At 66.3% G+C, this 25,953-nt stretch carries 21 protein-coding genes; 15 read left to right on the forward strand and 6 right to left on the reverse strand.

Translation table 11 applies throughout. From position 1 onward, the window contains the following. Both HMP09_RS07515 and HMP09_RS07520 read right to left on the reverse strand, forming a co-directional pair. Window positions 1–2,157, reverse strand: coding sequence for a TonB-dependent receptor (locus tag HMP09_RS07515; protein ID WP_232090758.1), 2,157 nt, complete (start codon window positions 2,155–2,157; stop codon window positions 1–3). Window positions 2,158–2,350: 193 nt separating this feature from the next. Continuing rightward, window positions 2,351–3,259, reverse strand: a complete 909-nt coding sequence (locus tag HMP09_RS07520) for a LysR family transcriptional regulator (protein WP_176499856.1) — start codon at window positions 3,257–3,259, stop codon at window positions 2,351–2,353. 86 nt (window positions 3,260–3,345) lie between these two features. Between HMP09_RS07520 and HMP09_RS07525 the strand changes: the two genes are divergently transcribed. The 4 genes from HMP09_RS07525 (at window position 3,346) to HMP09_RS07540 (ending at window position 8,642) form a co-directional block, all read left to right on the forward strand. Then, window positions 3,346–4,380 carry an aldo/keto reductase gene (locus HMP09_RS07525; protein ID WP_176499857.1) on the forward strand — a complete coding sequence of 345 codons (1,035 nt, stop codon included), beginning with the start codon at window positions 3,346–3,348 and terminating at the stop codon, window positions 4,378–4,380. Between the two features lie 11 nt (window positions 4,381–4,391). Next, on the forward strand, window positions 4,392–5,591 hold the full coding sequence (locus tag HMP09_RS07530; RefSeq protein WP_176499858.1) for an MFS transporter: 1,200 nt from the start codon (window positions 4,392–4,394) through the stop codon (window positions 5,589–5,591). Between the two features lie 305 nt (window positions 5,592–5,896). Beyond that, entirely contained in the window at window positions 5,897–7,072 is a 1,176-nt protein-coding gene (locus tag HMP09_RS07535; protein ID WP_176499859.1) for an alpha-hydroxy acid oxidase, read from the forward strand. A gap of 82 nt (window positions 7,073–7,154) precedes the next feature. Beyond that, window positions 7,155–8,642 carry a CYTH and CHAD domain-containing protein gene (locus HMP09_RS07540; protein WP_176499860.1) on the forward strand — a complete coding sequence of 496 codons (1,488 nt, stop codon included), beginning with the start codon at window positions 7,155–7,157 and terminating at the stop codon, window positions 8,640–8,642. A gap of 87 nt (window positions 8,643–8,729) precedes the next feature. On the opposite strand, the gene HMP09_RS07545 is transcribed toward HMP09_RS07540, so the two are convergent. Further along, window positions 8,730–9,770 (reverse strand): alkaline phosphatase, encoded by a 1,041-nt coding sequence (locus tag HMP09_RS07545; RefSeq protein ID WP_232090759.1) that lies wholly within the window; start codon window positions 9,768–9,770, stop codon window positions 8,730–8,732. Between the two features lie 471 nt (window positions 9,771–10,241). Between HMP09_RS07545 and HMP09_RS07550 the strand changes: the two genes are divergently transcribed. The 4 genes from HMP09_RS07550 to HMP09_RS07565 all read left to right on the forward strand — a co-directional run bounded on the left by HMP09_RS07550 (window position 10,242) and on the right by HMP09_RS07565 (window position 15,346). Beyond that, a complete protein-coding gene (locus tag HMP09_RS07550; RefSeq protein ID WP_176499862.1) occupies window positions 10,242–12,749 on the forward strand; it encodes a TonB-dependent receptor in 2,508 nt (835 codons plus the stop codon). A gap of 14 nt (window positions 12,750–12,763) precedes the next feature. After that, on the forward strand, window positions 12,764–13,825 hold the full coding sequence (locus HMP09_RS07555; RefSeq protein WP_197942462.1) for a phosphatidylinositol-specific phospholipase C1-like protein: 1,062 nt from the start codon (window positions 12,764–12,766) through the stop codon (window positions 13,823–13,825). A gap of 129 nt (window positions 13,826–13,954) precedes the next feature. Beyond that, the gene (locus HMP09_RS07560) at window positions 13,955–14,371 is read left to right on the forward strand and encodes a VOC family protein (RefSeq protein ID WP_176499863.1); all 417 of its coding nucleotides are present in this window, start codon (window positions 13,955–13,957) and stop codon (window positions 14,369–14,371) included. Window positions 14,372–14,644: 273 nt separating this feature from the next. Then, on the forward strand, window positions 14,645–15,346 hold the full coding sequence (locus HMP09_RS07565) for an OmpW/AlkL family protein (RefSeq protein ID WP_232090760.1): 702 nt from the start codon (window positions 14,645–14,647) through the stop codon (window positions 15,344–15,346). A 56-nt stretch (window positions 15,347–15,402) separates the two neighbouring features. Here the strand turns inward: HMP09_RS07565 and HMP09_RS07570 are convergent, their stop codons facing one another. Both HMP09_RS07570 and cydD read right to left on the reverse strand, forming a co-directional pair. After that, a complete protein-coding gene (locus HMP09_RS07570) occupies window positions 15,403–17,028 on the reverse strand; it encodes an amino acid ABC transporter ATP-binding/permease protein (RefSeq protein ID WP_176499864.1) in 1,626 nt (541 codons plus the stop codon). Further along, a complete protein-coding gene (gene cydD / locus HMP09_RS07575; RefSeq protein WP_176499865.1) occupies window positions 17,025–18,701 on the reverse strand; it encodes a thiol reductant ABC exporter subunit CydD in 1,677 nt (558 codons plus the stop codon). Before cydD ends, HMP09_RS07570 begins: the two co-directional genes overlap by 4 nt. A gap of 121 nt (window positions 18,702–18,822) precedes the next feature. Here cydD and HMP09_RS07580 point away from each other — a divergent pair, with 121 nt between their 5' ends. The 4 genes from HMP09_RS07580 to HMP09_RS07595 are packed head-to-tail and all read left to right on the forward strand — an operon-like array spanning window position 18,823 to window position 22,493. After that, window positions 18,823–20,424 (forward strand): cytochrome ubiquinol oxidase subunit I, encoded by a 1,602-nt coding sequence (locus HMP09_RS07580; RefSeq protein ID WP_176499866.1) that lies wholly within the window; start codon window positions 18,823–18,825, stop codon window positions 20,422–20,424. A gap of 14 nt (window positions 20,425–20,438) precedes the next feature. Then, a complete protein-coding gene (cydB, locus tag HMP09_RS07585) occupies window positions 20,439–21,578 on the forward strand; it encodes a cytochrome d ubiquinol oxidase subunit II (RefSeq protein ID WP_176501636.1) in 1,140 nt (379 codons plus the stop codon). Between the two features lie 26 nt (window positions 21,579–21,604). Further along, entirely contained in the window at window positions 21,605–21,727 is a 123-nt protein-coding gene (gene cydX / locus HMP09_RS07590; protein ID WP_176499867.1) for a cytochrome bd-I oxidase subunit CydX, read from the forward strand. 55 nt (window positions 21,728–21,782) lie between these two features. Beyond that, window positions 21,783–22,493: a Crp/Fnr family transcriptional regulator gene (locus HMP09_RS07595; protein ID WP_176499868.1), complete on the forward strand. Its 711-nt coding sequence runs from the start codon at window positions 21,783–21,785 to the stop codon at window positions 22,491–22,493. Between the two features lie 101 nt (window positions 22,494–22,594). Here HMP09_RS07595 and HMP09_RS07600 read toward each other — a convergent pair whose 3' ends face one another. Continuing rightward, window positions 22,595–23,689: a CaiB/BaiF CoA transferase family protein gene (locus tag HMP09_RS07600; protein WP_232090761.1), complete on the reverse strand. Its 1,095-nt coding sequence runs from the start codon at window positions 23,687–23,689 to the stop codon at window positions 22,595–22,597. A gap of 262 nt (window positions 23,690–23,951) precedes the next feature. Between HMP09_RS07600 and HMP09_RS18370 the strand changes: the two genes are divergently transcribed. The 3 genes from HMP09_RS18370 to HMP09_RS07615 all read left to right on the forward strand — a co-directional run bounded on the left by HMP09_RS18370 (window position 23,952) and on the right by HMP09_RS07615 (window position 25,922). Then, on the forward strand, window positions 23,952–24,227 hold the full coding sequence (locus HMP09_RS18370) for a hypothetical protein (RefSeq protein WP_232090762.1): 276 nt from the start codon (window positions 23,952–23,954) through the stop codon (window positions 24,225–24,227). Between the two features lie 182 nt (window positions 24,228–24,409). Further along, on the forward strand, window positions 24,410–24,802 hold the full coding sequence (locus HMP09_RS07610; RefSeq protein WP_176499870.1) for a barstar family protein: 393 nt from the start codon (window positions 24,410–24,412) through the stop codon (window positions 24,800–24,802). A 136-nt stretch (window positions 24,803–24,938) separates the two neighbouring features. Then, on the forward strand, window positions 24,939–25,922 hold the full coding sequence (locus tag HMP09_RS07615) for a LacI family DNA-binding transcriptional regulator (protein ID WP_176499871.1): 984 nt from the start codon (window positions 24,939–24,941) through the stop codon (window positions 25,920–25,922). Window positions 25,923–25,953: the final 31 nt, after the last annotated feature.

Genomic DNA, 25,953 nt, shown 5'->3' on the forward strand with positions numbered 1-25,953 from the left:
CTAGAACCTGACGTCCCAGCCGAGCGTGAAATTACGTCCGCGCCCCGCAAAGAAATGCGCGTTGTCGGTCGGTCGCACCGTGTCGCTGTAATAATCGATGTAGAAATGATCGAAGACGTTCTGCGCGCTCAGCGTCAGCGCACCGACGGGCAAGGCATAGCGTATGCTGGCGTCGGTGACGTTGTACCCGCCGAAATCGTTCGCCGCGGGCAGCCCCTCATATTTGCGCGACAGATAGAATTGCTGCTGTACGCGGGCGGACACCTTCCCGCGTACATAGCTCGCGGCGAGATTGAGGCGATCGGGCGAGATGTTCGCGCCGTCCAGATCGATATCGACCTTGCCGTCGTCGTTCGAGTCCGTGCGCCCGACGAGATGCGCGAACCCGGTCGACAGCGTCAGCCCCGGCACTGGCATCCGCGCCTCGAGATTGACCTCGATCCCCTGGATCTCGACCCGCTGGCGTTGTGCTTCATACGCGCCGCCGGTGAACACCAGCACCTGCCCGCGCGTGCTGGTCGACCAGAAATAGGTCGCGCTCGCGTTCATCGGCCCGCGCTTCACCTCGACGCCGAGTTCGCGGTTGTTCGACACGATCGGCGCGATGTCGACATAGGTATCGAGGTCGACCCCGTCGCGGTTGATCGCACGCGAGATGCGGCCGACATCGGGCACGGTATACCCTTGCGCATAGCTGCCATAGGCGCGGATGCCGGGGATCGGCTCGACGATGACGCCGCCGTTGAACAGCGCCTTGCTGAAGCTCGGGCTGCCGCCGGCGACCGCATGGCTGCCATAGGAGGCGAGCGTCGTGTAATCGTCGATGACGATCTTCACATTCTCGTAGCGTGCACCACCCGCGATGCGCACGACCTTGTCGAACAGCGCGAGGTTGACCTGTCCGAACGGTGCGAGGCTGCGAAAGTCGGCGGGCGGCACCCAGACGCGGTCGGTCGCGATCAGGCGTTGCTCGGTGCGATCGTACAGCGCATCGAAGCCAAGCGTCGCGGTCAGCGCCTCGAAGCCGGGAATGCCGCGCTCATAGCTGAACTTGCCGCCATATTTGCGCGAACGGTTCTGTGACTGATCGAACAGCTGGCCGATCGGCGCGAGCCGCACGTCCTGGAACGTCGCGATCGGCGCGACCTCGCCGCCGAACGTATCGCGCGACCGGTTGAAGAAGATCTGGGTGACGAGGTTGCCACCCCACAGGTCGGGATCGGTCAGCGACAGCGCGAGGCTTTCGGTCCGGTTCTCGGCAGGGTCGCCCGGCGGCGTGCCGCGCACCGACGTCGTCGGCAGGTTGATCCGGAAATTGCCGTTGCTGGCGATGTAATTGCCGCCGCCCTTCAATTCGAAGCGGTTGGCGATCAGGTCGATCCGCGCGGTGTCGGTCAGCGCATAGCCGGCGCGCGCGAACACCGACCAGCTGCGCGAATCCTGCGTCTCGCCCTGAGTCAGGTCAGTGCCGACGCGGTTGCCGTTCCCGTCGTAGAACGCGCCGCGCTTGTCGTACGCAGCCCCCGCCATCACGTCGAAGCGTCCCGATTTCCACGCGAGCAACCCGGCGACCTTGCCGCCATTGCCGTCGCCGCTGAAACCGGTGTCGGTCGTGCCCTGGACCAGCGCGCGGCCCGACAGGCCTTCGGTGCGCGGCGGCTGCACGGTCACCTGGTTGACGATCCCGCCGGTGCCGCCGATTCCCTGCAACGCGTTCGACCCGTAGATCAGTTCGACCCGGTCGATGAAGAATGGATCGATCGTGAAGCCGTCGCGCGATCCATCGCGCAGCGGCGTCGACTGCGGAATGCCGTTGATGGCGTAGAGCGGCGAGCGGCCGCGCAACGTCTCGCCCGCGCCCGACAGCTTCTGCCGCGTCGGCGAGAAGGACGGCGTCAGGTTCGACACCGCATCGACCACCGAACCACCGATCGCGACCTGCTGATCGAGCGCCGCACGGTCGATCACGTCGATCGTCAACGGCAGCGCGTTGGGCGGCAGGATGCTGCGCGTCGCAGTCACGATGACATCGGCAGGGACGTCCGAAGGGCGACCGTCGGTATCATCCCCCGCCGGCGTGACTATGGCCTGCGCGCAGACCGGCGGCGCCATGCCGACGATCGGCCAAGCCAGGATAGTAAGAAGTCCAAACCGCATCATTGTCCCCTGAATGGGGGTGCCCGTACCCGCACTCGCCCGCTAATGCAAATCGTTCGCATATTCGCATACTGAAGCTGGGGTACTTTCGAGCTCGGCGAAATGCGGCCGGGACAGCAGCGATGTACCGGTCGGACATCTAGGAAGGACGTCCTCGCGCGAAGGTCGATGGCCGCGCGCCCACATCCCGCCGTCAATCGGCGAGACGGTCGGCCAGGAAGTCGACGAACGCGCGGACGCGCGCGGGTGTCTGGCTCCCACCGACGAACACGGCGTGGATAAGCTCGACGTCGCCGGGATTGAACGCCTCCAATATCGGCACCAGACGCCCGGTGGCGATGTCGTCGACGACGCTGAACGCGCCCACGCGCGCCACACCGACGCCAGCGACGGCAAGCTGGCCGAGGGTCTCGCCGTTATTGGCTTCGACATTCCCCCTCACCGACAGCACGATGTCCTCACTCCCCCGGCGGAACGGCCAGATCGGCTCGGCACGGCGAAAGTTGAAGTTCAGACAATTGTGAGCGTGGAGGTCCTCCGGAACGGTCGGCGTACCATGACGCGCCAGATAGTCCGGCGCGGCGACGATCACGCGACCGCTTTCGCCGAGCTTGCGCGCGGTCAGCAGGCTGTCGGCAAGCGCGCCGAACCGGATCGCGACGTCCGCCTGTCCGGCGGCGATATCGACGATCCCGTCGCTCAGCGCGATATCGATGAGGATATGTGGATAGAGCGTGGCGAATTCCCCGAGCAGCGGTACGACACAGAGCCGGCCATGCGACAGCGCGGCGCTGATCCGCAACCGCCCGCGCGGAGCCCCCTGATCCGCGAGCTGCTGTTCGGCATCGTCGAGATCGGCAAGGATGCGTCGCGCCGTCTGGAGATAGGCCTGCCCCTCTGCCGTCGGCGTCAGCGCCCGGGTCGATCGCAACAACAGCCGCACACCCAGCCGCGCCTCGATCCGATCGATCGACCGCGCGACGGCGGAAGGCGTCAGGCCCAGCGCCCGCCCGGCGGCGGAAAAACTGCCGGCGCGCATCACCGCCGCGAATATCTCCAGCGCCCGCGCGCGATCGGCTCCCATCCCCAGCTTTGCATCCATGTCAAAAGTCCTTCGCGGCATGGCCTGGTTATCGGGGATGGCGACATAGGTCATCTATGATCCGACACGATATTTAGGAAGCACGCATGGACTATCGGCAATTGGGATCATCGGGGCTGCGCGTCCCGGCTTTGAGCTTGGGCACCGGAACCTTCGGCGGTACGGGGCCCTTGTTCGGCGCCTGGGGCCAAAGTGACGAGGTCGAAGCGCGCCGGCTGGTCGATATCTGCCTGGAGGCAGGTGTCACGATGTTCGACACCGCCGACGTCTATTCCAACGGTGCATCCGAAACGGTGCTGGGTGCCGCGATCAAGGGACGGCGCGATGCGGTCCTGATCTCCACCAAGACGGGCTTGCCGATGGGCGACGGGCCGCAGGACTGGGGCGCATCGCGTGCGCGGCTTATCCGTTCGGTCGAGGCGTCCCTGCGTCGGCTCGGCACCGATCATGTCGACCTGCTCCAGCTTCACGCGTTCGACGCATCCACGCCGGCCGAGGAAGTGATGGCCACGCTCGACATGCTCATCGCGGCGGGCAAGGTGCGGTATGCCGGAGTCTCGAACTATCCCGGCTGGCAGTTGATGAAGGCGCAAGGCATCGCCGACCGCAACGGCTTGCCGCGTCTCGTCGCGCACCAGGTCTATTATTCACTGATCGGCCGCGCCTATGAGGCGGACCTGATGCCGCTTGGCGCCGATCAGGGCATCGGCGCGCTGGTGTGGAGTCCACTCGGCTGGGGCCGCCTGACGGGCAGGATCGGACGCGACCGGCCGATCCCCGCGGGCAGCCGGCTGCACGATACCGAGCAGTTCGCGCCACCGGTCGAGACCGAACACCTCTACCGCGTGATCGACGCGCTCGAACGCGTCGCGGTCGAGACGGGCAAGACCGTGCCGCAGATCGCGATCAACTGGCTGCTCCGCCGTCCGACCGTTTCGTCCGTCATCATCGGCGCGCGCAACGAGGCGCAGTTGCGCGACAATCTGGGTGCCGTCGGCTGGGCCCTGTCGCCCGATCAGGTCGCGGTGCTCGATGCGGCCAGCGCGCAGCTGCCACCCTATCCGCACACCCCGTACCACCAGCAGGAGGGCTTTGCCCGCCTGAGCCCGCCACTGGTCTGAGGACGCAGAACATGAAATTCAATCCAGGCTTGCTGGCGCTTGCGATCGGCGCGTTCGGCATCGGCGTCACCGAATTCGCACCCATGGGGCTGTTGCCGGTCATCGCCAGCGACCTCGGCGTATCGATTCCGAGCGCCGGATTGCTCATCAGTGCCTATGCGCTGGGGGTCGTGATCGGCGCCCCGCTGATGACGCTGACCACGGGGCGCGTTCCCCGGCGGACGCTGCTGATCCTGCTCGCCGGCATCTTCACGGCGGGTAACGTGCTGGCGGCGCTGTCGGGCAGCTACGGCATGCTGATGGCGGCACGAATTTTGACCTCGTTCAACCACGGCGCCTTCTTCGGTGTCGGCTCGGTCGTCGCCGCCAGCCTCGTACCGGCCGATCGCCGCGCAGGCGCGGTGGCCGCGATGTTCATGGGACTGACGCTCGCGAATGTGATCGGGGTGCCGATTGCGACCTGGGCGGGCGAACATCTCGGCTGGCGCGCCCCCTTCTGGGGGGTGTCCGTGCTGGGCGTCGCGACGATGGCAGCGCTCCGGCTGACTCTGCCCGCGCTCCCCGCGCCGCCCCATGGCAATGCGATGGCCGAGCTTCGGGTGCTCACCCGCGCGCCGGTACTCGCCGCGCTCGGCCTGACGGTCGTCGGGTCCAGCGCGATGTTCACGGTCTTCACCTACATCACGCCGATCCTGCGCGAGGCGACGCACGCCTCGCTCGGGTTCGTCACCGCGATGCTGGCAGTGTATGGCGTCGGGCTCACGGTCGGCAATGGGTTGGGCGGACGCTTCGCCGATCGCTCGGTCGACCGGACGCTGGTCGTCACGCTGGCGTCGCTCGCGCTGATCCTGGTCGCCTTCGCGGTTCTGATGCCATTCAAAGTGCCGACCGTCCTCCTGGTCTTCCTGTGGGGCGTCGCAAGCTTCGCCCTGATCCCGCCGCTTCAGGTTCGCGTCATTCACGCTGCCGGCGATGCACCCAATTTGGCGTCGGCGATGAATATCGGCGCGTTCAATCTGGGCAATGCGATCGGTGCGGCACTGGGTGGCGGCGTGATCGCAGCGGGTCTGGGATATCCTGCCGTGGCGCTGGCTGGTGCTGCCGCGTCGATACTGGGGCTGGTTGCCGTGATCGTCAGCGTTCGCAGGCAATCCGCGGGACGTCCTACGCAATTGCCCGTGCCCGACAAGCTCGCCGCCGATCGGGCTTAGCTCAAGACGCAGCCGAGCACAGTCTGTCATTGCCTGCGCACAGCCAAACCGTTTGTCGATCCGCTCCCGATGCGCGCAGCCTGTTCTGATCGCTCCGGCAGATCTCGGCGCGATGATGTGGTCGGCACGCGCCTCCGTCCGCATCGGCCATCCCGGCAAACGGGAGGCTCATGGCGCGAGGAGACGGGCATGAAGACGGCATGGATGCCGGGGCTGATCGTGGCCGGTACGTCGCTCGGCCGTCCGAGCAAGCGCGTTGCGCTGCGTGCAGGCGACATCGGGCCGAGCGTCCTCCGAGGCCGGACATGACGCGCCTCGAACGTGCGAACAACGTCGCCGACCTGCGCCTGATGGCGCGTCGTCGGCTGCCGCGGCCGATCTTCGACTATATCGACGGCGGCGCCGACGACGAGGTTACGCTGCGTCGCAATGTCGACGCTTTCGCAGATTATGAGCTAATCCCCGACGTCCTGAACGACGTATCGAAAATTCGGACACAGACCATTGTCTTCGGACAGCCGTCGCGTTGGCCGCTGATGCTGTCGCCCACCGGGCTGACCCGCATGTTCCACGGGCATGCAGAACGTGCCGTGGCCCGTGCAGCAGCGCGCCATGGCCTTCTCTACAGCCTCTCGACGATGGGTACCACGCGGCTGGAGGACCTCGCGCAGGCGTTTGCCGGCCCGAAGGTCTTCCAGATCTATATCTTCAAGGATCGCGGCCTGACCGCCGAGTTCGTGGCGCGCTGCCGCGACGCCGGCTTCCACGGGCTTGCGCTGACGGTCGATACGCCTGTCGCCGGCAACCGGGAGCGCGACCGGGTGAGCGGACTTTCACTGCCGCCGAAGCTGACGCTGCGGTCGTTGCTCAGCTTCGCACGCCACCCGTCCTGGTCGATCCCTGCGCTGACCGGCTCCAAGTTCGATCTCGCAAACGTCAGCCACAAGGTCGATGCACTGGCATCGGGGCCGATGAGCCTGTTCGACTATATCGGCGGTCAGTTCGACCGGTCGGTCGGCTGGCGCGATGTCGAGTGGCTGGCCCGCGAATGGAACGGGCCGCTCGCGATCAAGGGCGTGATGACGCCCGAAGACGCACGCCGCGCGATCGGCTCGGGAGCGACCGGTGTGATGGTCTCCAATCACGGCGGGCGTCAGCTGGACGGGGCCCCCGCCCCGATCGACCAGATCGCGGCAGTGCGAAACGCCGTCGGCGACGGACCCGACGTGATTTGCGACGGCGGGATCAGGCGCGGTTCGGACGTGGTCAAGGCGCTCGCCTTGGGGGCGACCGCGTGCTCGATCGGGCGCCCTTATCTGTATGGCCTGGCGGCGGCGGGGGAGCCGGGCGTCGATCGCCTCCTGACGCTGCTGCGGGAGGAATTCGAGCGCACGCTGACGCTTGCGGGGATCAACGACATCGCCGACCTTTCCCGCCGCCACGTCCGCAGTCGGCCGACCGGGCGGGTTTACGCACCGTAACAGCGCCGAGGCAGAGCGAGAGTGACGATCGCGCGCAAGCACGACCGGCGGATACATCCGATCGATGAACGATTGTCCTTAGATGAGCATCGAAACCACAAAGACGCTGTCGTCCGGCGACGCACCCGACGAAATCGAACTGAAGCTCGAAATCGATTCCGACGCGGTTGATCGATTAGACACAACCGACATACTGCGGAATATTACCCCAAAGATCGTCCATCAGGTCTCGGCGTATTTCGACACGCCGGACCAAGCCCTTCGCACAGCCGGTCTCTCGCTCCGGGTACGGACGACGGACGGAAGACATGTTCAAACAACCAAAGTCACGCGCGGCGCGACGGCCGGGCTGTTTGCTCGGCAAGAATGGGAACACGACATTGCAGGCCCCGAGCCGGAACTCGGCGCCGGCTCGCCGATCCATACGCTGGTCGCACCCGGGACTCTCGGACGGATAAAGCCGGCATTCACGGTCACGATCACCCGGCGACAATGGGTGATCGTGCATGACGGCGCGACGGTCGAGCTTGTCGCCGATACCGGTTTCGTCACGGCGGGCGACCGCGAAACGGCGGTATCCGAACTCGAACTTGAACTGAAAGGCGGTTCTCCCAGCGCCATTTTCGCATTGATACACAGGCTCGGCAGCGAAATACCGCTTCGACTTGGCGTACTGACGAAAGGGGAGCGGGGGTATCGCCTGATCGAACCAGCGAGATTGGGCGCGATCAAGGCCGAGCGCCTGGACCTGGAAGCGGGCACGTCCACCGCCGAAGCGTTCGCCCAGATCGTCGGCACGTGCCTGCGGCACTTCCGTCTCAACGAGACCATCCTGCGCCGCGCGCCTGATCCCGACGCCTTGCATCAAGCGCGGGTCGCCCTGCGGCGTCTCCGGTCCGCGCTGTCGATCTTCAAGACCGTCGTCGCTGACGACCGCTTCGCGCATCTCGCGAGCGAGTTGAAATGGTTGGCCGGATCGCTTGGCCCCGCGCGTGATCTCGATGTCCTTCGCGAAAGGCTCGGCAAGGCCGCGAATGCGAAGATCGACGCGGCGCGCGGCGATGCCTACACGGCCGCGCTGGCTGCACTGGAGTCGCAACGTACGCGCGATCTGATGATCGCCATGGTCGAATGGACAGCGTTAGGCGCCTGGCGATTGCAGCCGTTGGACCGGGAGAAGCTGGAGACGCCGGCCGTTGTCTTTGCCAGTGAAACGATCGGCACCTTGCGCCGGCGGCTAAAGCGGCGCGGCCGCGATCTTGACCGGCTCGACGATGACGCCCGCCATCAGGTCCGGATCACCGCCAAGAAGCTGCGATACGCCACCGGGTTCTTCCGCAGCCTGTACCCGGACAAACGCTCCCGTCGCCGGTTCAAGACGTTCACGCAGCATCTGGGAACCTTGCAGGATCATCTCGGCGCACTGAACGATCTGGCGACGGCGCCGGCGTTGCTCGAGCGTTTCGGCCTCGACCAGGACACGCCGCCGTCCTCCATCGAACGGGATAGCATCCTGTCCGAAGCAACGGCGACGTACGGCGCGCTGATCAACGCCAAGCGCTTTTGGTAAGATGCCGCGCGTGCGGTGATCAGGGCGGATGTTCGCTGCAGCTGCGGTATCCACGGTCGATAACGCGGCCTGCCTAAGTCGGACCGCTCAGGAGTCCTTGGTCCATCCGATGGCGTTCATGATGATGTCGAACAGATGCGTGTTCGCGAAAAAGCCGTGGACCGTTTCGGCCCCGGGCCCCGAGGCCGCGGCGACGACTTCCTCGCCGGTATGCGTATCCTGGACCGAAATCACGTCGTTGCTCGCGATCGTGGCGCCTGGTTTGGCAGCGGCCGCGGCAAATTGTTCGGCGAGCGGTCGGTCGCGATCGCCGCCCGACATGCGCAGGCCAAAGCTGTGGTCGGCGGTGAACAGGATGAGCGTGTCCTTGCCCGCAAGCGCGGTGACGCGGCGGATCATGTCGTCCATCTCGATGACATGGCGCAGCCCGGCCTTCGGATCGTCGGTGTGCATGTCCCATTCGACCATCAGGAAATAGCCCTTGGGGTTCCGGGCAAGTTGGCTGATTGTCGCCTCGACGGCCGGTAGCGGCGCGTAATCGTCGTCGCGCAATACAGCGGCCCGTGCGGCGGTGCGAACCAGCGTCGGGTCCGAACCGAAACGGTATCCCGCCTTGGCAAAGGCCTGCTCAGGCGTCTGCTGAACCTTGCCAAAGGCCGCGACTGCATCCTTGCGGCCTTTGCCGATCAGGATATCGACGCCGTTGCCGAAGCGCGGCGCCAACATCTGGCGGAATATCTCGTCCTTGTCCTTGCGCGACGCGACATGGGCGTAACAGGCCGCCGGGGTTGCATCCCAGATCGGCATGTTCGTGATGATCCCGGTCGACAGGCCATGTTGCTCGGCATATTCGAGGAACGTCTTGACCGGTTTCACCCCGCCGCTCGAGCCCGACGGCACGACCGACACCATCGCGTTATCCGTCTTCCGCCCGGTCATGATCGCCGTCATGCCCGCACCGGAGTCCGTCACCCATCGGTTGAGCGACGCGGTATCGGACAAGCCGACATGCGGCATCGACTGGATGAACAGGGATTGCGGTCGATCGTGCGCGAGAATGCCCGCCGCATTGAGGGTCGGCAGGCCGCCGGCATCACCCAGGAACACGATGACGTTGCGCGGCTTCACGGGTCGCGTTTGCGCGGACGCCCCGCCGATCGCGACCAGACCGGCGACTAGAAAGCACGCTGCCCGTACACCGCTACGCAAGATGCGCGCGGAGGTGCCTCGCTGGGGGCTTGCGGTTCTTGTCATTGGTCGAGTCCCTGACTGGTAACGTGTTCGAGCGGCGATAAGCGACTGAGGACTGGCCGGCGTCAAAGCGGTCGAGCGCCACGTTTTCCTGACCAACCTTGGTGTTCAATTCGTTCTGTGAGTTGTCGCTACAGCGAGCATCTTACCCATTTGTGACAGCAGCGTTCGCGATCCCGCTGCAAAACCGCCCCCCATAATCGCCACCATGAACGGCATGGGTCATCATGCAGTCACTTAATCTACATCAGACAGTAATGAGCCCGTAGTCCCGCCGTCATCGCCGGGCCCCATAGCACTGCCGACACGTCGGCCGGCAAGGCCGGGACAAATTGGGGTTCGATTACCATGCAGACGATCACCATGCTGCGGGCGACCGCGGCGTTGATGGCCATTGCCGTCGCTACCAACCCCGCCGACGCACAATCCGCGCCGGTCACGCAAAGCGACCCTTCGCCGGCGTCCGATGCCGTCGCCGGCGAGGAGATCCTGGTCACCGGCCGCCTGGGCACCGTCGCGCAGAAGAAGGTCGACGCCAGCTATTCGATCACCACGATCAGCGAAAAGGACCTTCGCGAACGCGCGATCGGCAATCTGGCCGAGGCGATGCAGCAGATCCCCGGCGTCTGGGCGGATTCCTCGGGCGGCGTCGGTGCGAACAACACGCGCGTACGCGGCATCCCGCGCGGCGGATACGAGTCGCTCGCGGTGTACGAGGACGGCCTGCCGATCCAGCATGATCCCGGCATCAACTGGATCAACGTCGACCAGTTCCTGCGCATCGACGAGACCTATTCGGGGATCGAGGCGGTTCGCGGTGGCCCCTCCTCGATCTTTGCCGCCAACGCGCCTGGTGGCCTCGTCAACTTCATCCCGCGCAAGGGCACGCCGCAGGTCAGCGGCCTGCTCAAGCTGACGACGTCCGACTACGGCCAGATCCGCGGTGACGCCTGGCTCGGCGGACCGATCGCGGACGGCTGGCGCTTTTCGGTCGGCGGCTATTACAACAAGGACCAGGGCATCCGCGATCCGGGGCCGGCGGCGAACAATGGCGGCCAGGGCCGCGTGCTTATCTCGAAGGACTTCGCGCGAGGGAGCATCTCGTTCGGCGTGAAGTACATGGAGGACAACAACTTCTTCTTCGATGCCATCCCGCTGGTGCGCAACGGCGACGATTTGAAGCCGCTCGCGCCGTTCAACGGCCATGACGATACGCTGACCGGACCGCAGGACGGTCGCGTCCAGATCAAGACGCCCGACGGCATCCGCAAGGCGCAGTTCAACCTGTTCAACCAGACGAGCGACCTGCAGTTCACGCTGAAGGGCAATACCGCGTTCGACGACGGCACGACGATCAGCGGCGGGTTCCGCTATCGCGACTCCACCACCGATCGCAACGCGCGCGGATTGAACAGCCTCAACACGCAGGCCGCGCAATTGTCCTCGGTCCGCGCCAATGCGGTCAAGGCGTTTGCAGCACGCGGTGCGACCGACGTGCGGCTGGTCTATAACGACGACGGCAGCGCGTACGGCGCCAATGCGAACGGCAACGGCCTGGTCGGCGTCAACACCTTCCAGTCGATCCAGAACCCGATCAAGGAAACCATGGGCCTGATCGAGCTCGGCCATGTCTACGAGACCGGGATCGGTCGCCACGACGTGAAGCTCGGATTATACGGTACCACCGCGGACTGGGCGCATGATCGCAACGACGGCGTCGGGCTGACCGAAGTCGCACCGAACGCACGCCTGCTCGATATCGTCGCCGTCAACGCCGGCGGGCAGGTCGTCGGACGCGTCACCGACACCGGCATCCAGCGCTACGAGGCGCGGTTCGCGCATTCGTTCGGGGGTTATGAGGATGTCGCATTCTACATTTCCGACGAATGGCAGGTCACGCCGAAGCTGCGCGTCGATGGCGGCTTCCGCTACGAGACGATCTGGATCCACGGCTATTCGGAAGGCGTGAAGAGCTTCAACCTCGGCAATCCCGATACGCTCGCCGACGACAACGTGCTGTACGGCTCGGACGTATTCAACCGCTTCGACCCCAAGTTCAGCGACCACAGCTACACGATCGGCGCCAACTGGCAGGTCATGCCAGAGGCGGGCATCTTCGGCCGCTACACCAGCACTTACCGCCTGCCGCAGATCGGCCAGTACCGCGACAACGTGCTGCCCACCGGCATTCGCAGCCAGTCGATCGAACAGGCCGAGGCGGGCGTGAAGTTCCAGAAGCCGTGGGGCAGCCTGTACGCGACGCTGTTCTACAATTCGTTCAAGGACGTGCAGTTCACCAACACCTATATCGACCCGGCGTCGCTGCGGATCGTCCAGGAGATCTATTACGGCGACGTCAGCACGACCGGAGTCGAGCTGGAAGCGAACCTGAAGCCGGTACCCTGGTTCGACGTCTCGGCAACCGCGACGTACCAGGAGCCGAAGTTCAAGAACTACACCTACAACACGATCGTCGCCGGCGCGCCCGTCACCACCTCGTTCGACGGCAACCGCCCGTCGAGCATGCCGAAGGTGATGGCGAGCATCCGCCCGCGCGTCGCGCTGAACGGCGGTCGCCTCCGCGTGCTGGGCGAATGGCGGTATGAGGGCGACAAGTTCAACGACGATTCCAACCTCGTGAAGCTGCCGGCGTTCTCGGTGTTCAACGCGAGCGCGGAGCTGGACGTGACGCAGAACGTCACCGTGCAGGTCAAGGGCACCAATTTGTCGAACGCGCTCGGGCTGGGCCAGGGCGGCGGACAGCAGCTCGTGCCGGGCGCGGCGGACGGTGCGGTGATCCTCGCGAGACCGATCTTCGGCCGCGCGGTGCAGGGTTCGGTGTTGTTCAAATTCTGATCGGGAGAGTATTCGTGAAGCGAACGATCGTGGCGGGGCTGACCCTCGCATTTCTAACGCAGACAGCCGCCGCACGCGACACCGCACCGCCGCTGCGGATCAACGATGTTGCGGTGATCGGCACGCACAACAGCTACAAACAGCCGATGCCCGCCGCGACGATGGCGAAGGTCCGGGCGGCCGATCCGGCGATGGCCGATGCGCTCGATTATTCGCACCGCAGCCTGGGCGAGCAGCTCGACGCCGGCGCGCGGCAACTCGAGATCGACGTGAATTACGACCCGCAAGGCGGCCATTACGCGCGCGGCTCGACCGATCCGAAGCTCAAGCGGCCGGGCTTCAAGGTGTTGCACATCCCCGGCATCGACAACGCCTCGAGCTGCGTCCTGCTCACCGAATGCCTCGCGGTCATCCGCGACTGGTCGGCAAAGCATCCGCACCACGTACCGATCCTGCTGATGTTCAACGCCAAGGATGAACGCAACGCCGCGCGAGGCGGGATCGATGCGCTGCCGTTCGACGAAGCGGCGTACGATGCGCTCGATGCGGAAATCCGCTCGGTGATGGCGCCGGCCAAGCTGATCGTGCCCGACGACGTGCAGGGCCGCTATCCGACGCTGCGGGAGGCGGTGCTGGCGAACAACTGGCCGTTGCTGGAGGCATCGCGCGGCAAATTCCTGTTCGCGCTGGACGAGCCCCCCGCCAAGGTCGCGGTGTATCGTGGCAAGCGGCGTTCGCTTGAGGGACGCGTGTTCTTCATCAACACCGACGAAGCATCACCCGCCGCGGCGTATCTGACGCTCAACGACCCCGTCCGCGATGCAGCACGCATCCGCCGCGACGTCGCCGCCGGGTTCATCGTCCGCACCCGCGCCGATGCCAACACGCGTGAGGCGCGCGCCGACGATACCGTCCCGCGCGACACCGCCCTGGCAGGCGGCGCGAACTACGTCTCGACCGACTATCTCTGGCCCGATCCGCGCTTTGCCGGCGGTTATCACGTCGCCCTGCCCGGCGGGCTGGTCGCCCGCTGCAATCCCGTGCGCCGTCCAAAGGGCTGCGGCGATCTCGATTAAGCGTGCCAAGTGATCCGTACGGCCACTGTCCCGGATACACTCTGCATTGACGACGGATAACGCTGAAAAGTGCATAGTCTGCACGCCGGCCGAGTCGTCGGTCGCCGTTCCGACGCGAGGAGCACTGCGATGCCCAAGATGATCTTTCTCAACCTGCCGGTCGCCGACGTCGCGGCATCGACCGCCTTCTATGAGGCGATCGGTTTCGTGAGGGACGCCCGGTTCAGCAACGAGCAGGCGTCGTCGATGGTCTGGTCGGATGCGATCTACGTCATGCTGCTCGCCAAGCCCTTCTTTGCGACATTCACCGAGAAGACGATCGTCGACGCGGCGACCAACTCCACCGGACATTATGCGCTGTCGTTCGATAGTCGCGACGCGGTTGATGCGATCACGCGGGCGGCGATCGAGGCGGGCGGACGCGAGTTGCACGAGGCGCAAGACCTGGGCTTCATGTACAGCCGCGCCTTCGATGATCTCGATGGCCATGGCTTCGGGCCGTTCTGGATGAACCCCGCTGCCGTCGAGGAAGGCCCCCCCTCGTGATGACACTGCATCTCCCCGTTTCCCCTCGGGACGGGGACTGTTTCGACGGTACGATCCAGCACTGCAACGAGCACCACGGCTGAGATAGCTCGACGACACGTACGCTCGTCCAAGTCTCCTGAAGCACACAGAAAGACCGCCGCGGCGTCCGCGTCCCGTAGCGCCAGCTGGCGCGTAGCCTTTGACCCGCGTCAACCCGATCCTTGTCCGTGATCAACGCCCTCATGGCCTCCCGCGCCTAGCGCAATGGCCTTGTACTACGGGAGCCGGACCATGAATGTGTTGATCAAGACCCTCGCCATCGGCGTAGCGTGCACGGCTATGGTCGCCGTCACCGCCCCTGCGCTCGCGCAGGCCGACCCGGTACCGCGCCAGGGCATCGCCGCCGGCGACGTGCTGTTGCGCGTCCGGACGATCCTGGTCGCGCCGAACGAGACATCGGGCAGCGTCCTGCCCGCGTTTCCCGGCGAGCATGTCCGCGTCGACAACAGCTTCATGCCCGAGGTCGATGTCACCTACATGGCGACAGATCACATCGGTTTCGAGCTGATCGCGTCGACTACCAGGCATCAGGCCAATGGCCGTACGGGTACGACCGGCTCGATCGGCAAGCTCGCCTCGACCTGGGTGCTGCCGCCGACGCTGACCGCGCAATATCACCTGAACCCGACGGGCAGGATCCGCCCCTATGTCGGTGCCGGGCTCAACTACACGATCTTCTGGAACGAGACCGCGTCGAAAGGGCTCGGCGCCGCGGTCGGCCCTACTGACGTCCGCATGAAGGACAGCATCGGCTGGGCGGCACAGGCGGGTGTCGATATCGACATCACGCCGCGGGTGTTCCTCAATCTCGACGTCAAATTCATCGACATCGATACGAGCGCGCGGCTGCGGACGACGGCGGCCGGCACGCAGCGCGTCGCGATCAGTCTCGATCCGCTCGTGTTTGGCGTTGGGCTTGGGATCCGGCTGTGATGGGCACGGCGACGCTTCCATGACCGTGCGCGACCCCGCCCCGTGTATCTGCAGCGTCAGGCGATTTTCGCTACAGGTCGGACGTCGATCGCCGCCGAGGCCGGGGCGACCGCAAGGTGGCGATCGCAGAGCGCAACCATCGCCGGACGGTGGCTGACCATCACGAGCCCCTGCCGTGTTCTGGCGAGCCGGGCGAACAGGCGCTCGGCGACCCGGCGTTCGGTGTCGCGGTCGAGGCCTTCGGTCGGTTCGTCGAGCAGCAACCACGGTGCCGGGACGAGACAGGCGCGGGCGAGCGCGAGGCGGCGCCGTTCGCCGCCGGACAGCCGCACGCCGTGTTCCCCGATCCAGCTGTCGAGGCCGTCCGGAAGCGCCTGGATCACGTCCGCCAACGCAACGTCGCCGAGAACCGCCCACATCGCGGTATCGTCGGCCAGCGGATCGCCCAGCGCGAGGGCGTCGCGGATCGTGCCGGCCAGCAGCGCTGCGTCCTGTGGTGCCCAGCCGAACGTCGCGCGTCGCACCGCCAGAGGAACGGTGGTGATGTCCCTACCGCCGATGAACGCCGTGCCCGGTTCCACCGTTCGCAAACCGAGCAGGCCTTCCACGAGCGTGGTCTTGCCGGTTCCCGATGCGCCGATCAAAGCGACTCGCGTGCCGGCCGGCAGGTGCGTCCCAAGCAGACCGATCGTCGGCGCCGTCGCGCACCCGGCCGGTTCGCCCTGTTCGACGATGCCCGGCAACAGGCCATTCAGCCGCGCCATGGCCTCGCATACCGCGCTGCGCTGCGCCAAACTGCGCAACACCGGTCCCGCCCCATCGATCGTCATCACCGCCGCCAGCGCGCACAAGGCGGCGATCGGTGCGCCCTCGGGTGCCGCGAGGACCAGAGCGGCGAGTCCCGCCACGCCGAGCGCGACCGCCTGGATGAACTCGAACCAGCCCGCCATGCCCGCCTGCGCGCGTTGCGCGTCCGCGAGGCGGAGGCTGCCCGCGTCGACCGCCGCCATCGCCTGCGCCTCGACCCCATAGCAGCGCAGCTCGGCGGCAGCATCGGCGACGCCGGCGAACATGTCCTTCAGGGCGCCACTCGCCCGCTGCACGTCGCGGCCCGGTGCATGGAGGCGTCGGGCGAGCAGGGTCGCCACCCCCATGAGACCGGCCAGGCACGCCACCACCGCAATCGCCGGTCGCCATCCTCCCAGGCCGCATAGAAGCAAGCCACTCGCGAGTGCTGCGATCATGCCGGGCACCGCAGAGAGCCGGACGAACTGTGCCTCGACGACGTTGACGTCCTGGACGATGCGGGCAGTCGCCTCGCCCTGGGTCAACGCCAGCGCATGAACAGCGGGACCGCGCGCCAAGCCCAGAAACAAGGCAGGACGGATGCGGGCGAGCGCGCCGAACGCCGCGTCGTGGCTGGCGAGCCGCTCGCCGTACCGCCCCGCGGTGCGAAGGATCGCGAGCAGACGGATGCCGGCACTCGGCAGCATGTAGTTGAAGCCCTGCGCGGCGATCGTCCCGGCAAGCCCGGCAACCGCGGCGGCGGTGATGAACCAGCCCGACAGCCCGAGCAGCACGACCGAGGCCATCGCGACGATCGCCGCATAGCCACTCGCACGCCACAGGCCGCGGCGTTGCCGCCTGCGCTCGTCGGCGATCAATGTCTCGAACGCGGTCATGCCGGTGCGCCCAGGTGGATCACGACATCGGCGATCGCGGCCAGCCGCGCGCTATGAGTCGCGATGATCGTCGTCCGGCCGGCACACGCGCGCTTGATCGCCTCGACCAGGCGCACTTCGGACTCAATATCCAGATGCGCGGTCGGCTCGTCGAGCAACAAGACGGGCGCTGGCTTCAACAGCGCGCGGGCAAGCGCGATCCGACGCCGTTCCCCGCCGGACAGCCCGCTGCCGCGTGCGTCGATCGCTGCGCCCAACCCGCCGCGTGCGAGCAGCATCGGCGATAGGCCAGCGATCCGTGCGACTTCCGCGATCCGCTCGACCGCGGCGCTCGGATCGGCGAGCGCGATGTTCCCGCCGATCGTGCCCGGCAGGATCAGCGGCGATTGGCCCATCCACGCGGTGATCGGCGCGATGCTGCCGATCGCGGCGAGGTCGACGCCACCGATCAGGACGCGTCCCTCGGACAAGGGCGCCAAGCCCAGGAGTAGATGCAGCAGGCTGGTCTTGCCGCTGCCCGACGGGCCGACCAGCACGACGATCATGCCGGGCCGAACCTCGAGCGAAACGCCGGACACCGCCGCGCGGTCCTGCCCCGCATAGCGGATCGAGACGGACTCGAAGCCTATCGTCGGCGCCGCCTCGGACCAGCGGGGCGTGATCAATGGTGGCACCACCTTGGCCGCCTCGACCGCCGCCAATCGCTCCGCCGCGGTCTCCGCGGCCTGTCGGTCGTGGTACGCCGCCGCCAGCCGACGCATCGGTGCATAGAATTCGGGGGCGAGCGCGAGCACGAAGAACGCGCGGCCGAGATCGAGCGTTTTGGGAACCGCGAACGGGAGCAGGCCCAGCAGGTTGAACCCCGCATAGACAGCGACCAGCGCGACCGACAGCGCGGCGAAGAACTCCAGCGCGCCCGACGACAGGAACGCGACACGCAACACGCGCATCGTTCGCCGCGCAAGGTCCTCCGACGCTTCGGCGAGCGCTGCGGCCTCGCGCTCTTCCGCACGGAAGGCGAGGATGATCGGCAGCGCGCCGATCCGATCCGCGAACAGCCCCGACAGCCGGGCCAGCGCGGTGAACTGGCGACGCGACGCATCCGCCGCCGCACCCCCCGCAAGGATCATGGCGGCGAGAAACGGAAGGAACGTCGCCATCAGGATCGTCGCTGCGATCGGGCTGGCGATGGCGGTGGCGGCGAGCACGATCAACGGTGCGATCGACGCTGCCATCCGCGCGGGCAGGAACCGCGCGACATAGCCGTCGATTGCATCGACCTCGTCCACCGCCGCGGTCATCAGCGTGCCGGTCGTCGCGTCCGATCCCGGCGTGCGGTGAAGCGCCGCCTCGACGATCCGCCGCCGCAACCGCGTCTTCGCCCGGTACGCACCGCTTGCGCCGACGCGCGCCGCCAGCATCGCGCACGCACCGCGGCCAACCGCCGAGGCCAATGCCAGCATTACCCAAGGCAGCATCGCCGCGACGCCGGCCGGAACCGCGACGACCCCGCCCGCCAGACCGGCCGCGAACCCGATCGCCGCAACGCTGTCGAGCAACAACAGGGTTGCCGACACGCGCGCGCCGCCGCCATCCGCGACCACGGCCTTCAGATACGCTTTCGACGCGCGCGCGCGCTGCTTCGAAACGTCGCGCTCGATTATACTGTCCATGCCCACCGCATTCGGGGCCGACGCCACGCGCGTCTTTGACCGCGGTCAATGTTCGCGCTGCCGCCCGCGGCTAGCCGGGCCTCCAGGCAAGGCCGTCGACGGCAATGTGGGGAGCATAAAAATGGACCTTGGGGTCATCGACCTGTCGCGGCTGCAATTCGCATTGACCGCGTTGTACCATTTCCTGTTCGTACCGCTGACGCTCGGGCTGTCGATGATGCTGGTCATCATGGAAGCCGTATACGTGATGACGAACCGGCCGATCTGGCGGGTGATCACGCGGTTCTGGGGGCGCATCTTCGCGATCAACTTCGTGCTGGGCGTGGCCACCGGGCTGACGATGGAATTCCAGTTCGGCACCAACTGGTCGTATTTCTCGCATTATGTCGGTGACATCTTCGGCGCGCCGCTCGCGATCGAAGGGCTGATGGCGTTCTTCCTCGAAGCGACGTTCGTCGGGCTGATGTTCTTCGGCTGGGAACGCCTGTCGAAACTCGGCCATCTGACCGTCACGTGCATGGTCGCGCTCGGCACCAATTTGTCGGCACTATGGATCCTGGTCGCGAACGGCTGGATGCAGAATCCGACCGGCGCCGAGTTCAACACCGATACGATGCGGATGGAGGTCAGCGATTTCGGCGCGGTGCTGTTCAACCCGATCGCGCAGGCGAAATTCGTCCACACCGTCAGCGCGGGCTATGTCTGCGCCGCGGTCGTGGTGCTCGGCATCTCCGCCTTCTGGCTGCTCAAGGGACGCTACACCGCGGTCGCGCGCCGTTCGATGACCGTCGCCGCCGCATTCGGCCTCGCCGGATCGCTGTCGGTCGTCGTTCTCGGCGACGAGAGCGGCTACGCGCTGACCGACAACCAGAAGATGAAGCTCGCCGCGATCGAGGCCGCCTGGCACACCGCCCCCGCCCCCGCCGGACTGACGCTGTTCGGTCTGCCCGACGTTGCCGCGCGCGAGACGCGCTACGAGGTTCAGGTCCCCTGGGTGCTCGGCCTGATCGCCACCCGCAGCCTCGACAAGGAGGTGACGGGCATGTCCGAACTGGTGCTCAAGGCGCAGGAGCGGATAACCTCGGGCGTCATCGCCTATGACGCGGTCGAGCATCTCAAGATCGACCGCACCGACGTCGCACAGCGCGCGCGGTTCGAGGCGCACAAGCGCGACCTCGGCTATGCGCTGCTGCTGAAGCGCCACGTAGCCGACCCGCGGACCGCCAGTCCGCAACTGATCGCCGCGACCGCGTGGGACGTGGTCCCCAACGTCCCGCTGATGTTCTGGAGTTTCCGGATCATGGCGTTCATCGGCTTCTTCATGATCGCGCTGTTCGGCACCGCGTTCGTGCTCACCTCGCTGCGGATGCATACCCAGACTCGCTGGTTCCTGAAGCTCGCCGTCATCGCGATCCCGTTCCCCTGGATCGCGATCGAGCTCGGCTGGATGCTCGCCGAGATCGGCCGCCAGCCCTGGGCGATCGAGGGCGTGCTGCCCACCTTCCTGGCCGCTTCGTCACTGACCCGAGGGGTGTTGTGGGCGACGATCGTCGGCTTCACCGCGATCTACGGTACGCTTGCGGTGATCGAAGTACGGCTGATCCTCGCGACGATCCGCAAGGGACCGTTCGAGCATGACGAGGATCCGAAGCCTGCGCCTGCCCATGTGGCCGCCCCCGCCCGCGCCCCCGCCCCCGCCCCCGCCCCCGCCCTCACCGCCTGACAGGAGACATGACGATGTTCGACTATGAAACACTCCGTCTGATCTGGTGGGCGTTGCTCGGCACGCTGCTGATCGGGTTCGCGCTGACCGACGGCTTCGACCTCGGGGTCGCCGCGCTGCTCCCGTTCGTCGGGCGCACCGATGCCGAGCGGCGCATGGTGATCAATGCGATCGGCCCGACCTGGGAGGGCAACCAGGTGTGGTTCATTCTCGCCGGCGGCGCGATCTTCGCGGCGTGGCCGTTCGTCTATGCGATCAGCTTCTCGGGCTTCTATTTGGCCATGTTCCTGGTCCTCGCGGCCCTGATCCTGCGTCCGGTCGGCTTCAAATACCGGTCCAAGCGGCCCGATGCCGCGTGGCGGTCGCGCTGGGACTGGGCGCTGTTCGTCGGCGGGTTCGTGCCCGCGCTCGTGTTCGGCGTTGCAGTCGGCAACGTCCTGTCGGGCGCGCCCTTCCGCCTCGACAGCGACCTGCGCGCGTTCTTCGACGGCAGCTTCCTCGGGCTGTTCACGCCGTTCACGCTGCTGTGCGGGCTGCTGTCGGTGGCGATGCTCGTCCTGCACGGCAGCGCGTGGCTGGCGATCAAGATCGAGCACGGCGCGGTGCATGATCGCGCCCGGACGTTCGGCACGGTCGCGGCGATCGCATCGCTCGCGCTGTTCGCGATCGGCTGGGCGTTTATGGCCTATGGCGACATCGGCTACCGCATCGTTGGCGCGGTCGATCCTTCGGGTCCGTCCAATCCGTTACGCACGACCAGCGAACTGGCTCGTGGCGGATGGCTCGCCAATTACGGCCTCTATCCCTGGATGATGATCGCCCCGGTGCTCGGCTTCGGCGGCGCGGTGCTTGCGCTGTTCGGTATCCGGCGCGGATCGGAGGGCGCTGCGTTCGCCGGGTCGTCGGCGTCGGCGGTCGGCATCATCGCGACCGTGGGGCTGTCGATGTTTCCGTTCATCCTGCCGTCGAGCATCGACTCGCATTCCAGCCTCACCGTCTGGAACGCGTCGTCGAGCGCCAAGACGCTCGGCATCATGCTGTTCGTCACCGTGGTGTTGCTGCCGATCGTGCTGGCCTACACCGCCTGGGCCTACAAGGTGATGTTCGGTCGCGTGACCGCCCAGGAGGTCGCGACCAATCCCGACTTCTACTGACCCCGCCTCACTAAGGACATCTGATCATGTGGTATTTCACCTGGGTGCTCGGCCTCGGACTCGCTATCGGCTTCGGCATCCTCAACGGCATCTGGCATGAATTCCACCTGCCGATCGACAACGATCTGGACGCAGCGGACAAGTCGTGACGGACGCGTAAAGAATTCGCGCGGATATCGGGGGCCTTCAGACTATACCGGGTCGATGGCCAACCCCGATATCTGCACGGACTGCGCGGTCCGCGACAAGGCCTTGTGCAGCAGTCTCAGCGACGGCGAGCTGAGTGCGCTGAATACCCTCGGCCGTCGTCGCACCATCGCGCGCGGCCAGACGCTGATCTGGGCGGGCGATGAGAGCATCATCTGCGCGAACCTGTTGTCGGGCGTGCTCAAACTGGTGGCGGCGACACCCGATGGTCGCGAGCAGATCGTCGGGCTGCTCTACCCCGCCGATTTCGTCGGTCAGCCCTATGCCGGCCAGGCCGATTTCACGATTACCGCATTGACCGAATCCGAGCTGTGCATCTTCCCGCGCGCTGCGTTCGAACGCGTGCTGGAGGATCACGCGCGGATGGAGCGGCTGTTGTTGCAGCGGACGCTCGCGGCGCTCGGCGTCGCGCGCACGCGGATGTTGTCGCTCGCGCGCCAATCCGCGCAGGAGAAGATCGCCGGCTTCCTGGTCGACATGGCGTTGCGCGCCACCGCGACCGGATGTCGCGCGACGCCGGACGGGCCGATGACGTTCGACCTGCCGCTCACGCGCGGACAGATCGCCGACGTGCTCGGGCTGACGATCGAGACTGTGAGCCGTCAGATGACCCGGCTCAGGACCGCCGGCGTGATCGCCCTCCCCGGCGGCCGCGCGATCACCATCTCCGATCCCGATGCGCTGCAAGGGCGCGCCGAAGCGGCCTGACCCACGCGCACGGGTCTGCGAACGCATCGGTACATTCCCTCCTCCGCGATGGATCGGTGAAGAGTTCGGGTTTCGCGTCCCGCTGTCGCTTCGCAAGCCCCTTATCGACTCTGCGGCCTTTCTGCCCACGCCTTCAAGATCGCGGCGCTATCGGTATTCTGCGCTGGCGCCCCCATGCCCGGCGTCGCGGAGAAGCGCGGAGCCGGCATCGGCTGCATCGGCCCGGCGGGTGCCGCGAAGGTTGCGCGGGCGCGGTTGTGGGGATGGTGGGGCGCTTCGGCAAGCGAGAGGACCGGCGTCACGCAGGCGTCCGTACCCGCGAACACCTCCGCCCAGTCGTCCCGCGATCGTTCCGCGAACCGCGTTGCGAAGGCGTGTGCCAGCGCCGGCCAGGCGGATCGGTCGAACTGGTCGATTGTGGTCGCATCCAGCGCCAGACCGGCGAGCAGCGCGGCGAAGAACGCAGGCTCGATCGCACCGACCGCGACATGTTTTCGATCGGCACACGGATAGGTCCGATAGAAGGGTGCGCCGCCGTCGAGCAGGTTCGCCGCGCGCATGTCGCGCCAATGGCCGGCCGCATGCATTGCGTAGAACATGCTCATCAACAGCGCGCTGCCGTCGGTCATCGCCGCGTCGACCACCTGCCCCGCCCCCGTCGTCCGGGCCGAAACCAGCGCCGCGGTCACGCCAAGCGCCAGCAGCATAGACCCGCCGCCATAGTCGCCGATCAGGTTCAGCGGCGGCACCGGACGGTCCGCCCCGCCGATCGCGTGCAGCGCGCCGGTAAGCGCGATGTAGTTAATGTCATGGCCCGCACTCCTTGCCAGCGGCCCGGTCTGCCCCCACCCCGTCATCCGCCCGTAGACCAGCGCCGGGTTGGCCGCGAGACACGCGTCGGGACCCAACCCCAGCCGCTCCATCACGCCCGGCCGGTTCCCCTCCAGCACCACATCGGCACGGGCGACGATCACCAGCGCGGTACCGCGATCCACCGCGCTCTTCAGGTCGAGCGTGATGCATCGACGCCCACGCCCCAGGATCGGCCCGTCGGCACTGGGACTCGGCGACCGCCCGGTCCGCGATATACGGACGATATCACACCCGAAATCCGCGAGGATCATCGCCGCCAGCGGCACCGGCCCTATCGCGTCGAACTCGACGACCCGGACGCCCGCCAGCGGCCCGCCGGTCACGTCCTTGCCTCGGCAAGCAGGCTGGCCTTGGCCCAATGCGCCTCGCCAATCCCGTAATAGCGTACCGACAGCGTCTGGTCCGGCCCGACCGCTTCCCCGCGACTCCGCATCCCGTCTCCCTCGCGTCCGCTTGTGCGGATCAGGCGACGATTGTGGCACGTCGTTCGCCCCCAGCATAGTCGCTCGCGACCAGCTTTCGCCAATCGGCTGAAACAGTGCGGTGTCCCTGACGGACCGCATTCCCCGCACAATCTCCCCCCCAATGCCGACGTTCGACCTATCGGTGCAACAGACCCTCGGGATCACGGTCGAGCGAGCCACCCTCTATGACACGACCATCATCATAAGTGACAACGGGACCCTCTCCTACGAGCATTGCGCCGACGTCACCCGTCACGACAAATGTCTCGGATTGGCAGAAGAACGCCCAGCCTACCGAGAGACGTCGTGCCTTGAGCGGCCCTCGCGCCAACGCCTCGCCTATCCGGCTTCCTCAACACGTAGAAAACTGTCGCTGGCATCTGTCACTGTCAGCTGATCTCGGAAAAAGCCAATCGGGGAGGGTTTGAAAACAGGTGAACGCCGCAGGTGAGACGATTGTTAGTCCGCCTGATAATATTGGTCGCCAAGCGGGACGCCGGCGCGATGACCCGCATGGTACCGTAGCGCGAATTTCGACACACCCTGTTGCGGGCCGTCGCGGGCATGGGTCTATGGGCCATGACGAAAACGTTCAGCATACTCGGTCGGAACATCCGCGACATCCCGAGCTTCTATAGCGAGATCAACCGGGTGTTCATGATCGGCGCAGAGTTTCGCCTCGGCGACAGCCTCGATGCGTTGAACGACCTGTTCTATGGCGGCTACGGCGCGATCGACGGACGCGAGCCCGTCCGTATCGTCTGGCATGACATGGCCGCAAGCAAGGCGACACTCGGCGCGGAGGCGACCCGTGCGTTTCTGGTTGAAAAACTCCGCCGTCCGGATGTGTTCAACATGGACCTGATCGAGGGGCAACTGGAAGCGCTCGACGGGGGCACGGGACAGACGTATTTCGAGATCATACTCCAGATCATCGGCGACCATCCGAACATCGCGCTCGTGGCGGCGTGAACGACGGCATCTTCACCGAGAAGGGCGAGGTCGGCGACACCGTTACGCCCGGCGTCGCGCCATCGGTGCAATTGCGGCCGCGCCATGCTGGCTGTACGCCCTGCCCAATCCCCCTCCCGACGAGCATCCCCCCGCCATGAAACTCGCCGATCTGGCCGCGCTAGCAGGCGTTTCGACCGCAACGGTGTCGCGCGCCTTGGCAGGACATCCGTCCGTCAATGCCCAGACGCGGGACCGCATTCGCGTGCTGGCGCGCGAGCATGATGTGCGGCCGAACCAGCTGGCCCGCAATCTGCGCCTGAAAAGCACAGGCGCGATCGGCCTGGTGCTGCCGCTTGGCCATGCGCGCACCCAGCATCTGACCGACCCCTTTTTCCTGTCGCTGCTGGGGTTCCTTGCCGATCTGCTGGTCGAGCGCGGCTATGACATCTTGTTGTCGCGGGTCATTCCCGATGCCGACGACTGGCTCGAACGCGTGGTCGACAGCGGGCGGATCGACGGGCTCCTGCTGGTCGGCCAATCGGATCAGTTCGACGTGATCGAGCGGGTCGCGCAACGCTATCGTCCGCTAGTGGTGTGGGGGGCGCACCGGGACGGGCAGCATCATCTGACGATCGGATCGGACAATGTCGCGGGCGGCGGAATGGCGGCGCGACACCTGATCGCACAGGGGCGCAAACGGCTGCTGTTCGTCGGCGACCCTGCCCCGCCCGAGTTCGCGGACCGGCTGGGCGGATTCGCGGCCGCGGCCGACGAAGCGGGATTGCCGTGCGAGATACTGGCGACGCCGATGACGCCGGAAGTGGTGCACGCGGCCGTCGCCGCGCGGCTTGCCACGGGCGCGATACCCGACGCGATCTTCGCAGCGTCCGACGTCGCTGCGATGAGCGTGCTGCGCGCGCTGACTGAGGCGGGAATAGACATTCCCGGCACGACCGCGGTGATCGGCTATGACGACGTGACGCTCGCCGCGCATACCTCGCCGTCGCTGACGACGATCCGCCAGGACCTTGAGATCGGGACCGAATTGATGGTCGACCGACTGCTCAAGCGCATTGCGGGCGAGCCGGCGGACTCCGCGATCGTCCCGCCCGTGCTGATCCCGCGACAGTCCGCCTGACACCAACCAACGCAGTCTCACAATCGATTGC

This window comes from Sphingomonas sp. HMP9, assembly GCF_013374115.1.
Lineage (GTDB): Bacteria > Pseudomonadota > Alphaproteobacteria > Sphingomonadales > Sphingomonadaceae > Sphingomonas.